The sequence below is a fragment of the Streptomyces sp. NPDC045470 genome, from assembly GCF_040646595.1.
GTDB lineage: Bacteria > Actinomycetota > Actinomycetes > Streptomycetales > Streptomycetaceae > Streptomyces.
In genome coordinates this window covers 798593-810718 of sequence record NZ_JBEZAN010000003.1, presented here as the reverse complement: position 1 = coordinate 810718, position 12126 = coordinate 798593, and the positions used below count along the sequence as shown (strand labels likewise).

Sequence of the window (12126 nt, the reverse complement as noted above, 5' to 3'; positions counted from 1 at the left end):
GCGCGCCGTCAGCGGCCCAGCGCCTGCGTCACGTTCCGGTCCAGTTCCGCACGCAGCTGTGTGCACTCCCGTACCGGGTCGTCCTTCGGGCAGGTCAGCAGGTGGGCGAGGCGCTGCTGCGCGGCTTGGAGGTCCGCCACACGGTCCTCGATGAGCTGGATCGCACCGGTCAGCACCGCCCGCCCAGGAGGCCGCCGCACCCCGTCCGGCCCGCGTTCGCCGAGTGCGGCGGCGGTGTCCGCGAGGCTCAGCATCCCGCCGTGGTGCAGATGCTGGATCAGCGCGAGCCGTCGCAGCTCGCGGCGGCCGTAGTGCCGTACGTTCCCGCGGCGCCCGGCGGGCGGCAGCAGTCCCAGCTCGTCGTAGTACCGCAGCGTGGCCACCGACAGGCCGAAGCAGCGGGCCACTTCACTGATCGCATGCAGTTCGTCGTCCTCGTCGCGGGGCGGCACGGCCCCATCTTGCGCTCAAGTCGGCTTGAGCGTCCAGGCTGGGCGGACCGGGCCCGGCGACGGACCGGGCCGGGGGACCAAGGACGGTGTGCTGTGCGCCTACGCGACACGAAGACGGAAGCGGAGCCTGCGGCGGCGGGCCCGGAGGTGGCAGCGGGGGAGCGGCCGACGGCGGGGCGGCCGCTCCCCGCGACCGTTCCGGTGCTGGTGGTCGGTGCCGGGCCGGTCGGACTGACCACGGCGATGTTCCTGGCCCAGCGGGGCGTGCCCGCCCTCGTGGTGGACAAGCGGAACCCCTTCACGGGCCCGCCGCGGGCGATGAGCAGCATCCGCACACTGGAACTGCTCCGGGCGGCGGGCCTCCAGGACACCGTCGAACGGACCGGCTGGTACGGCCCCGAGCCGTTCCAGGCCGTCTTCGCGGACAGCGCGCTGGGCGGCGAGCGGCAGCACGTGGCGCCTCCCGAGCCGTACGTACGGTGGCTGCGGAACTGCAGTCCGGTCGACAGCCGGCTGGTGCTCAATCACCTCCAGATACAGCGGCTGGCGTCGGACGAGCTGCTGCGATGCGGCGGCGACGTGCGGTCCGGCATCGCCGTGACCGGTCTCGAACAGGACGCGGACGCAAACGCGTATCCGGAATCGGACTCGGACTCGGACGGTGTGCGGGTACGGCTCGCCGACACCACGACCGGCGAGGAGTACGGCATCACCGCGCGGTACGTGATCGGCGCCGACGGCGCGCACAGCACCGTACGGCGCCTCCTGGGCATCACCGTGCCCGACCGCGAGGTGGTCGCCCGGCTGCACACCGCCTTCTACCGTGCCGACCTGCCGACCGGGACGCCGGCCGGACTGCGCGAAACCGCGTGCTTCGTACGGAACGCGGACGTCTACGCGACGGTCTTCTGCGCGAACGGCCGCGACCGGTGGGTCTCCCACCTCATGGACTATCCGGACCGGCCGGACGACACGGACGGCATCGCGCCGCTCCCGACGGACCGCGCCCTGGCCCTGCTGCGGTCCGCCATCGGCGACCCCGGCCTGCCCGTCGACCTGACGGCGCTGAACGCCTGGGAGGCGGCCGTCGGCACGGCCTCGGCCTTCCGGCGCGGCCGGGTCTTCCTCGCGGGGGACTCCGCGCACGTACAGAGTTCGGCCGGCGGCCTCGGGATGAACACCGGCGTCCAGGACGGCCACAACCTCGCCTGGAAACTCGCCGCCGTGCTCCGCGGACAGGCCGCCGCACGGCTGCTGGACACCTACGAGCCGGAACGCCGCGCCGCGGTACGGGCCTCCCTCGCGCTCTCCCGCATCATGCACCAGGGCTACCGGTCCCTCGGCGGCGACCCGAACGCGCTGTACGAGCTGGCCGTACGGGACTACATCCGGGCGATGATGCGCTACGCGTACCCCTCGGGTGCGGTGGTCCCGCCCGACGCCGCGCCCGCTCCCGACCTCCTCTCCGACCATGTGCATCCGGGCCACCGCCTGCCGCACCGCTCCCTTGAGACTCCTGAGACGCTTGAGTCCTTCAAGGCCCTTGAGGCCCTTGAGAACGGCCGGACCTCCACCCTCGACCTCGTCGGCGCCGACTGGGCCCTGTTCGCCGGGCCGCACGGCGCGCCCTGGCTGCCCGCCGCCACGGAGGCGGCCGCCGCCCTCGGCATCACCCTGAGCGCGCACCGCGTCCCCGACGGCACCCTTCCCGGACTGGCGCCCGACGGAGCCGTACTCGTCCGCCCCGACCACTTCGTGGCCTGGCGCGCGGACCGCCTCGCCGCCGACCCGGGCACCGCCGTCGAACGGACGCTGGCCGCGCTGCTCGGCCAGGGGGACGAGCCGGACGCCCCCGGCGACCGACGGATCTCCCACGGACGTCCGACGGGCCTTTGACCATGGCAAACCGCCCCCAGGCCCGGCCCATTACCTGCCGGGTAAATGGCAGGAGGGTAGAGGTGAGGTAGGGCAGGTTGGCGCTATCTGCCATCCAGTGTCGGCAGGCTGTACCTGTCTCCGGATGTCCATGGAAGTCCAGCCCGGACTGTCGCTGATGGCTCCCGCTTTGGCTCCCCGGCGGCGCATGGCAACTGAGAGATCACGTCTCAAGGATTCTCCGATAGGCGCAGGAGGTATGTTGGCGAGTGCGTACGCAACAGTTAAAGGGGAGGGTGCCCGCCGGATGGGTCCGAAGACAGCGAAGGTCTACGAGACGATTCATAAGTGGCTCGCGACCGGCGAGCTTGCCCCTGGTGACAAGCTGCCGTCCGAGCGTGCGCTTGTGGAGCAGCTCGGCATTGGCCGTACCGCGCTTCGGCAGGTGCTGGCGCGGTTGGTGTCTGAAGGGGCACTGGAAGTGCGCGGCCGGAGTTCGTACCGCGTCCCCGGTGGTGTGAGCGTGAAGACGCCGGAAGGGTTGGAACCCTGGCGCATTTACGGTGAGCGGACCGTCTATGACAACCGCTGGGTGAAACTTGATCTCTGGGACGTTGAGCCGCCCGGCGTGAAGCGCTTCGAGCACCATGTCGTGAGGCTGCACCACGTGGCCATCGTCGCTGTGCTGGATGACCAAGACCGCGTGCTCATGATGTGGCGGTACCGCTTCGTTCCCAAGCGGTTCGGGTGGGAACTCCCTGGTGGGATCGTGGACGAGGGGGAGAGCCCAGCCGATACGGCGATCCGGGAAGTCGAAGAGGAAACCGGCTGGCGTCCGAAGTCTGTGGAGCACGTCGTCACCTACCAACCCATGGTGGGCATGGTCGACTCACCGCACGACATCTTCATTGCCCATGGGGCCGAGCACGTCGGCTCGCCCACGGACCTCGAAGAGGCCGGCCACATCGAATGGGTTCCGTTGGCGGACATCCCGGCGTTGATGGCTCGCGGCGATCTCATGGGCTCCGGCACGCTCGTGGCCCTGCTCCACATCCTGGCGGGCCGCCGGAAGCAAAGTTCTACAGCCTCCAACTGAGGAGATCGACGCGACGGCGCTGCCGCACAGATCCTGTGCGGCTCGCCAGCAGACGCGCCTGCCGAAGGTGCGTCTGTGCGTCGTCGTACTCGGCACGGGCCAGGTGAGCTTGCACTAGATCGCAGTGCAGCCCTGCTTTCGCGCGCACGAACGTCGGGTCTGCGGTGCCGAGAGCTTCATACAGGCTGCCAACCGCCTCGTCATCGCCCAGCATGGCCAGGATATTCCCGCGCCACCGCGTGAGGTGGGCACCGTTTAGGAAGATGCTCAGCATGTCCGGATCACGATCGCCCTCCCCGGCCGGGACCGCCGCGTCTGCCGCATCAAGCGCACGGCGGGCATCATCGGGCATGTCTGCACGGGCGCAGAGCTCGGCTTCGGCAGCGTGTAGCCACCCCCGAAATCTCGGCGAACCGGCTTGTCCGATGGCGCGCTGTGCGTCGCGAACGAGGGAGACGCCAAGTGCTGGCCGCCCGGCCTCGCTCACCACATACGCTTGCTCTGCCATCGCGTGAGCGAGGTACATCGGCTCCTCGGCATCGCGCGCGGCCCTCTTGGCGAGTTCGTAGTGTCTCCATGCTCGTTCGACGGCTCCTGAGTCGAGTGCCTGCCATGCTGCGAGCGTGGATGCGCCGGCCAAAGCGAGGGCCACGGGCTGGCGAGTGTTCGGCAACACTGCAAAGTTCAGGGCTTCTTCGAGGGAACGCAAGTGTTCCGCCATCTGGTCGACAAGGCGGTTAGCTCCCTTCTCGCGATCCATCGTTCGGAACAGCTCTGTCTGGTCGTAGAACGCCTTGACCATGGACGGACTGACGCTGGTCGCAGAGTCGATGCGGAGTAACAGTTCGTCGTACCCATCGGCTACGGCCGGCGCTGCGGGGGCCGGAGCGTCTCTCAACTCTGCGTCCGTCGTCCCAAGAAGCGGCCGGAGGATGGCCGCATAGCGGTCGGAGATGGCGCGCTTGCCGTTCTCCCACTCAGAGACGTAGACGCGCAGACTCGCCGTCGACGCGACATCAAGGACGCGCTTCCGGGCGTACAGCTCGATCTCGCGGATTAGACGTTCCTGAGACCAACCTCGGGCAGATCGCGCGTTTCGAAGTCCTGTGCTCACTGCTCACCGTCCGGCGTGGGCGAGTAACTGACCTTCACAGGATGCCGCATATCCCCGCAGGTCAACAGGGGTTAACAGTGCCGGGGTTAAGCCCTGTTGGCTACCGGATCACCCCACCGGGCCGGTCTTCTAGAGGTGCGCCACCGGGGGTGACCGCCAATCGATCCGGCGAACACCCTTGACTCTGGTGCGCACCAGATGCGACTCTTCTGGTGCGCACCAGAGGGCGGGGATCGCTCCCGCTGGCGGTGCACAACCGAACGACCAGGAGCCCCGCGGTGGACGGGGGGAGGCGCCCGGGGCCTTGTCATCCGGAGGGCTTAGACCGAAAGGTCACATCTCCATACGCCTGAAACGGGAGCTCGTGTTCCCGAAGGAGACACCCGCAACTTCCCCTCCTACCTGGGAGGTTCCGATGCGGCGAACGCCTTAGGCGCCGCCCGTGCTGGACCGGCACGGCGCCGGCTACGCCCACCGCGTCACCCCCGCGCACCCCAATCATTCGCGCGGTTGAGCACCAGTGTTCACGGTCCCTTCCGTCCGGCCGCCGCGCAGGCGATGCCGGGCGGCGGGGTGCCGTGATCGCTCGTACTTCACGCCTTTTCGACTTTGAGGGGTTCCTGATGGACACCATGCTCGCCAGCGTCATCGCCGTACTGGGCACCCTGGCCGGTGCCGCCGTCTCCGGGCTGCTTCAGCACCGGGCGGCCCGCATGGAGCGTGTCTCCGCCCGCAGTGAGCAGCAGCGCCGCGACCAGATGAACGCGGTTACCGCGCTGGCTGTGGCCCTGTCCGACCATCGCCGCGCCATGTGGGAGGTCCGCGACGCCGACCTGACCGGGCAGAGCGCACAGCGCATACAGGAACTGCGCGACGAGTCGCACCGTACCCGCAGCGCCATCACCGACCCGGCCGTCCGCCTGCGGCTGCTGATCTCCGACGGGACCGTACGCACCGCCGCCGCGGCGGCCACCACCGCCACCTACGTCATGCGTGACGCCGTTGACCTGGCCGAACTCCAGGCCATGCGGCGCTCCGCGCTGGAGTCGCACGACGCGTTCGTCAACACCGCCGGCGCCTTCCTCGGTGCCTGACCCTCCCGCCACCGTGCTCCGCACCCGCGCCGGATGCGGGGTGCAGTGGCCGGACGGTCCGGCTGCGGCGACCCGCAGGAGTCTTCATGGGCAAGCACGTGCACAACGAGATCAACGGTGGCGAGAACCGCGGCACGGTGTTCCAGGCCGGGGAGATCGGCACCTTCGCCGACGGCGGCAGTGGCGCGGTGCACACCGGTGACGGTGACACGTACGAGAACACCAGCACCGGCACCACCTACACCGGCACCAACGTCCGTGAGGACGGGGTAGAAGGCACGCACTTCACCGGCGGCAACCGCGGCGGACTCACCTTCAACGCCTGACCCGCACCTCTGATCCGCGCGGCGGTCCCGGCCGGAAGGCCGGGACCGGCCGCCGGCTGCCCTCACCGCCGGTCGCGTACCGGCCGTGAGGGGAGCCGGGACCGCCCCGGCTCCGGGAGGAGCCGTCATGACCCAGCCTATCCACTACACCGCCGCCAGTCCGGCCCTCCTCGCCGCCGGCTGGCCTGAGGGCGTCTTCGCTCGGTACCTCACCGTCGCCGGGGCCACCGTGGACCTGATCAAGCGGTATGACGCCTGGTCCGTCCCCGACCCGGTTGACGTTCTCGGCCGCTGCTCGGGCTGCTGGCGGGATGTGATTCACGCCGCCGATCCCACGGACGACTTCGAGCGGGAATCCCGCGCGTGGGCCCAGGAGCACGCCGAAAAGTGCCGTGCCCTGCCCCGGCCGGGGCAGACCTGACCGGCCATTTCCGTCCCGCACCGGCGCGGCCGTCCGGCCGCGCCCGTCACGAACGGCCGCGGCCCCGGGGAGACACCCCCGGGGACCGCTTGGGCCGTCCCGTCTGAGAGGACACACGACCCGTGACCACTGTACGAATGCTGGCCGCCGTCGGGGACCCGGTGCAGGGACCGACGGCGGCGGACCTGGACGCCATCGAGCGCGAGTTGCCCGTCATCCTCGCGGAACGGGATCTGCTGGACGCGGAAATTGCGGTCCTGGACCGGGCCCCGACCGTGCTGGACGAGCAGCGCATCCGCCGCGCGCGGCGTCGGCTGCTGGCCGCCCGCCGGGACCTGGCCAACCGCGCCCTGGACGTGCCGGAGGTGGGGGCATGAGCACCCTGCACGAGGCACTGGCCGCCGCGCACGCCGAGGTGAAAGCCGAGCTCGCCCGCACTGACACGAAGGTCGCGCTACTGAGCGCCTTCAACGGTGCGGTACTGCTGGGCACCGCCACGGCAGCCACATCGGTTCACGTGCCGCTCCCCGGCCGCTTCGTCGGGTCCCTGGGAGTGCTCGCGCTGCTGGCCGCGGTCGCGCTGCTGCTGACGACGGTCCGCCCCGATCTGACCGGCGCCCGCACGGGCTTCCCGCGTTGGGCGACGCTGACCGGCGAGCAGATCCGCGACGAGCTGAGCCACGACCGGCGGGCCCAGCACATCCTGGTGCTCTCCCGCATCGCGGTCGCCAAGTACGGCCGGCTGCGCCGCGCTATCGACCTGACCCTCGCCGGCGGTCTGCTGCTGGTGGTGGCCGCCGCTCTCACGGTGGGAGGCATCCGGTGAAGCGCCGCCCCCGCCCCACGCTGCGGCACCGCCTCTACCGCCGCCTGCACCCCCGCGCCTACCGTGCCGGCCAGCTCGCCGAACAGAAGCACATCCTGGACGGCCCGCTGGACTACACCCGCGCCGAGATCGCCTACGCCCGCGAGCTGGGCACGCCGGTCTACTTCACACACTCCGAGGTGGACGCTCCGGGACAGGCACTTGTCGCCGGGCCTGCCCACGCCGGGCCGGTCGGGGGTGCGGCATGAAGGCTAAGACGGTGCTGCCCGCCGTGGCGATGACGGCGGTGTCCATGGTGCTCACCCTGGCCGTGGTCGTCATGTGGCTCGGCCCGATGGTGCCCTGGCCCGTGGCCGTGGTCGTCGGTCTGGGCATCGACGGCGGATGGCTGGCCACCCTCGCCTACGAACGCCGCCTCGCTGCACAGGGCGATCACAACCGCGCGGTGACCGTCGTCGGCTGGTGCTTCGGCCTGCTGGCGGCCGGCGTCCTGATCGCCCACGCACTGACCGCCGGGGAGTCCGCCGGGGCGTGGCTGGCCGTGGCATGGCTGCCCGTCGCGGCCAAGGCGCTGTGGCTGGTGCACGGCCTGTGGGAGCGCACCGCCCTCACCCCGGGCGCGCTCGGTGCGATCCGCGGTATCCAGCAGGAAGCGCGCAACGAGGCGGCCGTGGCCCGCGCCCGGCTACGGGCGGAGGCCGCCACCGAAGAGACCCGGCTGACGGCCGTGACACAGGCCGGTGCCCGCGTCGCACGCGTCCGGGCGCGGACCGCACGCGCCCTCTCACGGGCGTGGTCGACGCTGGAGACGGCGCACGACGGCGAAGACACCGCACGGGCGTTGACCTGCGTGACGGGGGCCGTCACGCCCGGTGCCGCACCCCGCTGGGACCTGCCGGTGTGGGGCCCCACCGAACCGGTTCCAGCGCTCACGCCGGGAACCGCGCCGGCCCTCACCGACGAGGCGCTTGACGCACTGGTCGACCAGATCCGTCACAGCGAAGTCCCGGCCTTGTCCTACCGCGAGATGGCCGTCCGCTTCCGCGCGGCCGGCCACTCCGCCTCCGAAGTTCGCCTGCGTGCCGCATGGAAGCGGGTGGCCGCATGACCACGCCGATCGCGTGCGCGGACCTGTTCCGCGCGGTCATGACGCGCGCTTCGTGGCGCTGCCAGTGCACCGGCCAGTGCGGCCAGCCGCACGCGAAAACCGACCGCCGGTGCCCGCGCGAGCACGACAGCTACGTCGGCACGGCGGGCGGCTGGGTGCGCCTGACGGCCGCGCCCGCCGACCCGGCCGTGCCCGAACGGCAGGCGGCCGCCGTCAACGCCGCCCGGCCGGACGGCGTGCAGGGCGGCCTGTTCGACCTGTGACCCGGTGGACGGTTGCCCGCGTCGCCCCGGCACCCGCCGGGGCGGCAAGGGGAGCCGGGACAGCCCCGGTCAACCATCGAGACGAGAGGAGCCCGTCATGGGCCTGTTCGACAGCTTGATCGGCAGCAGTGAGGACCGCGCGGAGTACCGCGAAGCGAAGGCGGACCTGGAAGAGGCCAGCCGCCGCGACCGTGACCAGTCCGACGCCACCGTGGCCGCCAACGATCGTGTCGTGGCCGCTGAACGGTCGCTGCCGCGCTGGCGCCAGTACCGCGAATACCGCGGCTGACCGAGCTGCCCGATCCGTCCGTCTCGTACGGGCGGTGAGGGGAGCCGGGACAGTCCCGGCCCGCCGCCGAAAGGGCCGATTATGAGCAGCAGGTACATCCGGGACGCCTCCGACGCGTCGGACTACTCCCGCTACACCGACCGCGAACTGCACGACTCCTACCGGCTGCTGGCGGAGCAGAAGCAGGCGAACTGCGACGGTGCGCCCGGCAACGGGCTGCTGGCCGCCGCGCACGTCATCGACCAGGACGAGATCGCGCGCGAACTCCAGCAGCGCGGCGCCCTGTAGGCGCGGACTATGAGCTTCCACGCAGGTCAGACCGTCCTGATCGTCTCGTGCGAGGACGACCCGCGCGCGGCCGGCCGCACCGGCCGGATCGTGGACGAGGCGCCGCCGACGCACCGCACGGACGGCCGCTGGACCGTGCACGGCGCCAGCATCCACATCGGCCCCGTGCTGTGCCGTACCTCCGAGCTGCGCGCGGTCGGCTGACCGCCCGCCCCCAAGCCCGCCCGTGCGCTCTGGGCGCGCCGGGCCGGGCGTGAAGTGCAAGTAACTGTGCCCCGGGACGGCCGACGTGCTTGCCGGCCGGACGGCCGTCCCGGGCCCCGTTCCCTGATGAGAGAAGGGACTGTCAGTGAAGCATCCCGATGACGACGACGAGCTGTTCGACCGGCTCGAAGCCGAAATGAACGCCGAACCGGGCGCCGATGTGGTCGACCTGGACAAGGCGCGATCGGCCCGCACCGCACCCGAACCGCCCGCACCCGCACCGGACGCGGCGGAGGACCCGACCGTGCCGGTGATGGTGGACCGGCCGGCGCCGGCTGCTGCGGGCCCCGGGTACCTGGGCCGCCTGGCCGGGGCCCGGCGCCGGGACGTGATCCCGCTGTGGCTGCGGTCGGCGGCGGAGCTGAAGACGGCCGCCGCCTGGGTGGCCCGGCATTACGCGCACGCCACCGGCTACCACGCACTGCGCGCCCCCGTCTACGCCGCCCGCCTGGCGTTGCAGGTCCCGGCCGGGGCGGCCCGGTTCGTCGGCGGCGCGCTGCGGTGGATGGCCGACCGTGAGGGCGAGCCGGTCCGGCTGGCCGCGGTGCGCCGCGAAGACGCCGGCGAATACCTCAAGCTCTCGCGTCAGCGTGACGGCCGGGTGCGGCTGCGCGCCCTGGCCGCCGTGCTGGGCCTGTTCACCGGCCTGGGGGCGGCCCTGGCCCTGTACGTGCTGGCGCCGGGCTGGCTGCTGGCCCTGACCGTCGGCGCGGTGACGATGGCGCTGGGGGCGGCCGGGCGGCGGGCGGACGATCCCGTCATTCATCGGGCGGTGGAGCTGCCCAAGGCCACCAAGCTCACGTCCGACATCGTGCTGCGCGCGCTCGGAGCCCTGGGCATCCCGGCCATCAATCAGGCGCAGACCAAGGGTCAGGACGGGTTCGAGTTCACCGCCCCGATCACCCGCGACGGCCCCGGCTGGCGCGCGGAAGGAAACCTCCCCTACGGCGTGACCGTGACCGACGTGATCGAGCGTCGCGACCGTCTCGCCTCCGGCCTGCGCCGGCCGCTGGGCTGCGTGTGGCCGGAGGCCGTCTCCGAGGAGCACACCGGACGGCTGGTGCTGTGGGTCGGCGACCAGGACCTGAAGTCGGCCCGCAAGCCGGCCTGGCCACTGGCCAAGTCCGGGGCGGTGGACCTGTTCAAGCCCGTCGCGTACGGCACCGACCAGCGCGGACGCTGGGTCGAGGTCACCCTGATGTTCATCGCCGGGGTGATCGGCGCCATCCCCCGCATGGGCAAGACGTTCCTGTTGCGCCTGCTGCTGCTGATCGCGGCCCTCGATCCGCGGGCGGAGCTGCACACCTACGACATGAAGGGCACCGGTGACCTCGATCCGGTCGGCGAGAAGGTCTCACACCGGCACGGCGTCGGCGAGGAAGACGAGACGATCCAGTATGCGCTCGCCGACTTCCGCGCCCTGCGTGAGGAACTGCGCCGCCGCACCAAGGTGATCCGCTCCCTGCCGCGGGACATCTGCCCGGAGTCAAAGGTGACCAGCGCACTGGCGGACAAACGCTCACTGGGCCTGCACCCGATCGTGATCGGCGTGGACGAATGCCAGGTGCTGTTCGAGCACTCCGACCACGGCAAGGAGTTCGAGGAAATTGCCACCGACCTGGTTAAGCGCGGCCCCGCGACCGGGATCGTACTGCTGCTGGCCACGCAGCGCCCCGACGCGAAGTCGCTGCCCACCGGCATCAGCGCGAACGCCGGGGCGCGCTGGTGCCTGAAGGTCATGGGCCAGACCGAGAACGACATGGTGCTGGGCACCAGCTCCTACAAGCGCGGCGTGCGGGCCACGATGTTCGCCTGGGGCGACAAGGGCCTGCACTACTTCGTCGGTGAAGGGGCCGACGCCCGTATCGTCTCCGCCGCCTTCGTGGACGCCCCCGGCGCCGACGCGATCGCCGCCCGCGCCCGCACCGTGCGCGAAAAGGCTGGACGGCTGTCCGGCTACGCCCTGGGGGAAGCTCCCGAGGAGGTCACCGGCCCGGCTTACGACCTGCTGGCCGACATCCTCGCCGTGGTGCACGAGAAGACGCCCCGGCCGTGGAACGACACCACGGTCGATCTGCTCGCCGAACTGCGGCCCGAGGTCTACGGACCGTGGGCCGGCCTGGAACCGGCGGAGAAGGCCGCACAGCTCACCACCGCGCTCAAGCCGCACGGCATCAGCACCGGACAGGTGGGCCGCCGCGTCAACGGCAAGACCGTCAACCGCACCGGCTTCACCAGGGCCCACGTCGTCCAGGCCATCACACAGCGCAACCAAAGGCGGGCCGCGGGCTGACCCCGGTACCGGTCTAGCGCTAGATGGTCGCTCCTCTAGCGCTAGACCCTCCGCTAGCGCCCCGCACCCAGCTTGATCAGGCCGCTAGGCGTTAGTGGCCCACCTGCGCAAGCCCGCGAAACCCGCCTGGAAGGGCTCGTGATGCCCCCTGCCCTGCTCGCTATCACCCTTTGGCTCGCCGTCACGCTCGGTTACGCCGCGCTGTGTGCGGGCAGCCCGTTCGGCCGCTGCCGCCGCTGCTCCGGTCTCGGCTTCCAGCTCAAGACCGACCGCAAGGGACGGCCCCGGCGCGGCAAGCACTGCCGCCGCTGCGACGGCCACGGCATCCGCATCCGCCGCGGCCGGCGCCTGTACAACCTGGCCGCGCGCATCCACCGCGACGGCACCCGCTGACCAACCCCGACCCGCAAAGGAGGT

At 71.3% G+C, this 12126-nt stretch carries 17 protein-coding genes; 15 read left to right on the top strand and 2 right to left on the bottom strand.

Annotated features, from left to right (window positions below; genetic code table 11):
- Positions 1 to 8 precede the first annotated feature (8 nt).
- Positions 9 to 452, bottom strand: coding sequence for a MerR family transcriptional regulator (locus tag AB0A97_RS13720; protein WP_361148574.1), 444 nt, complete (start codon positions 450 to 452; stop codon positions 9 to 11).
- Positions 453 to 545: 93 nt separating this feature from the next.
- Between AB0A97_RS13720 and AB0A97_RS13715 the strand changes: the two genes are divergently transcribed.
- Both AB0A97_RS13715 and AB0A97_RS13710 read left to right on the top strand, forming a co-directional pair.
- Entirely contained in the window at positions 546 to 2348 is a 1803-nt protein-coding gene (locus AB0A97_RS13715; protein ID WP_361148572.1) for an FAD-dependent monooxygenase, read from the top strand.
- Positions 2349 to 2634: 286 nt separating this feature from the next.
- Positions 2635 to 3423 (top strand): NUDIX domain-containing protein, encoded by a 789-nt coding sequence (locus tag AB0A97_RS13710; protein WP_361148570.1) that lies wholly within the window; start codon positions 2635 to 2637, stop codon positions 3421 to 3423.
- Here AB0A97_RS13710 and AB0A97_RS13705 read toward each other — a convergent pair.
- The gene (locus AB0A97_RS13705; RefSeq protein WP_361148568.1) at positions 3407 to 4537 is read right to left on the bottom strand and encodes an XRE family transcriptional regulator; all 1131 of its coding nucleotides are present in this window, start codon (positions 4535 to 4537) and stop codon (positions 3407 to 3409) included. The genes AB0A97_RS13710 and AB0A97_RS13705 overlap by 17 nt on opposite strands.
- 623 nt (positions 4538 to 5160) lie before the next feature.
- Here AB0A97_RS13705 and AB0A97_RS13700 point away from each other — a divergent pair.
- The 13 genes from AB0A97_RS13700 (at position 5161) to AB0A97_RS13640 (ending at position 12102) form a co-directional block, all read left to right on the top strand.
- Entirely contained in the window at positions 5161 to 5631 is a 471-nt protein-coding gene (locus AB0A97_RS13700; protein WP_361148566.1) for a pRL2-23, read from the top strand.
- Between the two features lie 86 nt (positions 5632 to 5717).
- Entirely contained in the window at positions 5718 to 5957 is a 240-nt protein-coding gene (locus AB0A97_RS13695; RefSeq protein ID WP_361148564.1) for a hypothetical protein, read from the top strand.
- Between the two features lie 127 nt (positions 5958 to 6084).
- Positions 6085 to 6378, top strand: coding sequence for a hypothetical protein (locus AB0A97_RS13690; protein WP_361148562.1), 294 nt, complete (start codon positions 6085 to 6087; stop codon positions 6376 to 6378).
- Positions 6379 to 6515: 137 nt separating this feature from the next.
- Entirely contained in the window at positions 6516 to 6755 is a 240-nt protein-coding gene (locus tag AB0A97_RS13685; protein WP_361148830.1) for a DUF6284 family protein, read from the top strand.
- Positions 6752 to 7204, top strand: a complete 453-nt coding sequence (locus AB0A97_RS13680) for a Pycsar system effector family protein (RefSeq protein ID WP_361148560.1) — start codon at positions 6752 to 6754, stop codon at positions 7202 to 7204. The genes AB0A97_RS13685 and AB0A97_RS13680 overlap by 4 nt, the downstream gene beginning before the upstream one ends.
- The gene (locus tag AB0A97_RS13675) at positions 7201 to 7452 is read left to right on the top strand and encodes a hypothetical protein (RefSeq protein ID WP_361148558.1); all 252 of its coding nucleotides are present in this window, start codon (positions 7201 to 7203) and stop codon (positions 7450 to 7452) included. The genes AB0A97_RS13680 and AB0A97_RS13675 overlap by 4 nt, the downstream gene beginning before the upstream one ends.
- Positions 7449 to 8312 (top strand): protein spdB, encoded by an 864-nt coding sequence (locus tag AB0A97_RS13670; protein ID WP_361148556.1) that lies wholly within the window; start codon positions 7449 to 7451, stop codon positions 8310 to 8312. The genes AB0A97_RS13675 and AB0A97_RS13670 overlap by 4 nt, the downstream gene beginning before the upstream one ends.
- Positions 8309 to 8575, top strand: coding sequence for a hypothetical protein (locus AB0A97_RS13665; RefSeq protein ID WP_361148554.1), 267 nt, complete (start codon positions 8309 to 8311; stop codon positions 8573 to 8575). Before AB0A97_RS13670 ends, AB0A97_RS13665 begins: the two co-directional genes overlap by 4 nt.
- Positions 8576 to 8672: 97 nt before the next feature.
- On the top strand, positions 8673 to 8864 hold the full coding sequence (locus AB0A97_RS13660; RefSeq protein WP_361148552.1) for a hypothetical protein: 192 nt from the start codon (positions 8673 to 8675) through the stop codon (positions 8862 to 8864).
- Positions 8865 to 8945: 81 nt separating this feature from the next.
- Positions 8946 to 9152 carry a hypothetical protein gene (locus AB0A97_RS13655; RefSeq protein ID WP_361148550.1) on the top strand — a complete coding sequence of 69 codons (207 nt, stop codon included), beginning with the start codon at positions 8946 to 8948 and terminating at the stop codon, positions 9150 to 9152.
- Positions 9153 to 9161: 9 nt separating this feature from the next.
- Positions 9162 to 9356, top strand: coding sequence for a hypothetical protein (locus AB0A97_RS13650; RefSeq protein ID WP_361148548.1), 195 nt, complete (start codon positions 9162 to 9164; stop codon positions 9354 to 9356).
- 145 nt (positions 9357 to 9501) lie between these two features.
- Positions 9502 to 11709, top strand: a complete 2208-nt coding sequence (locus tag AB0A97_RS13645) for a cell division protein FtsK (protein WP_361148546.1) — start codon at positions 9502 to 9504, stop codon at positions 11707 to 11709.
- A 141-nt stretch (positions 11710 to 11850) separates the two neighbouring features.
- Positions 11851 to 12102 (top strand): hypothetical protein, encoded by a 252-nt coding sequence (locus AB0A97_RS13640; protein WP_361148544.1) that lies wholly within the window; start codon positions 11851 to 11853, stop codon positions 12100 to 12102.
- The last annotated feature ends 24 nt before the right edge of the window (positions 12103 to 12126 follow it).

Coding starts and splice junctions, on each gene's coding strand:
- AB0A97_RS13710 (WP_361148570.1), top strand. CDS start 2,635: ATGGGTCCGAAGACAGCGAAGGTCTACGAGACGATTCATAAGTGGCTC.
- AB0A97_RS13700 (WP_361148566.1), top strand. CDS start 5,161: ATGGACACCATGCTCGCCAGCGTCATCGCCGTACTGGGCACCCTGGCC.
- AB0A97_RS13695 (WP_361148564.1), top strand. CDS start 5,718: ATGGGCAAGCACGTGCACAACGAGATCAACGGTGGCGAGAACCGCGGC.
- AB0A97_RS13690 (WP_361148562.1), top strand. CDS start 6,085: ATGACCCAGCCTATCCACTACACCGCCGCCAGTCCGGCCCTCCTCGCC.
- AB0A97_RS13685 (WP_361148830.1), top strand. CDS start 6,516: ATGCTGGCCGCCGTCGGGGACCCGGTGCAGGGACCGACGGCGGCGGAC.
- AB0A97_RS13680 (WP_361148560.1), top strand. CDS start 6,752: ATGAGCACCCTGCACGAGGCACTGGCCGCCGCGCACGCCGAGGTGAAA.
- AB0A97_RS13670 (WP_361148556.1), top strand. CDS start 7,449: ATGAAGGCTAAGACGGTGCTGCCCGCCGTGGCGATGACGGCGGTGTCC.
- AB0A97_RS13665 (WP_361148554.1), top strand. CDS start 8,309: ATGACCACGCCGATCGCGTGCGCGGACCTGTTCCGCGCGGTCATGACG.
- AB0A97_RS13660 (WP_361148552.1), top strand. CDS start 8,673: ATGGGCCTGTTCGACAGCTTGATCGGCAGCAGTGAGGACCGCGCGGAG.
- AB0A97_RS13655 (WP_361148550.1), top strand. CDS start 8,946: ATGAGCAGCAGGTACATCCGGGACGCCTCCGACGCGTCGGACTACTCC.
- AB0A97_RS13650 (WP_361148548.1), top strand. CDS start 9,162: ATGAGCTTCCACGCAGGTCAGACCGTCCTGATCGTCTCGTGCGAGGAC.
- AB0A97_RS13640 (WP_361148544.1), top strand. CDS start 11,851: ATGCCCCCTGCCCTGCTCGCTATCACCCTTTGGCTCGCCGTCACGCTC.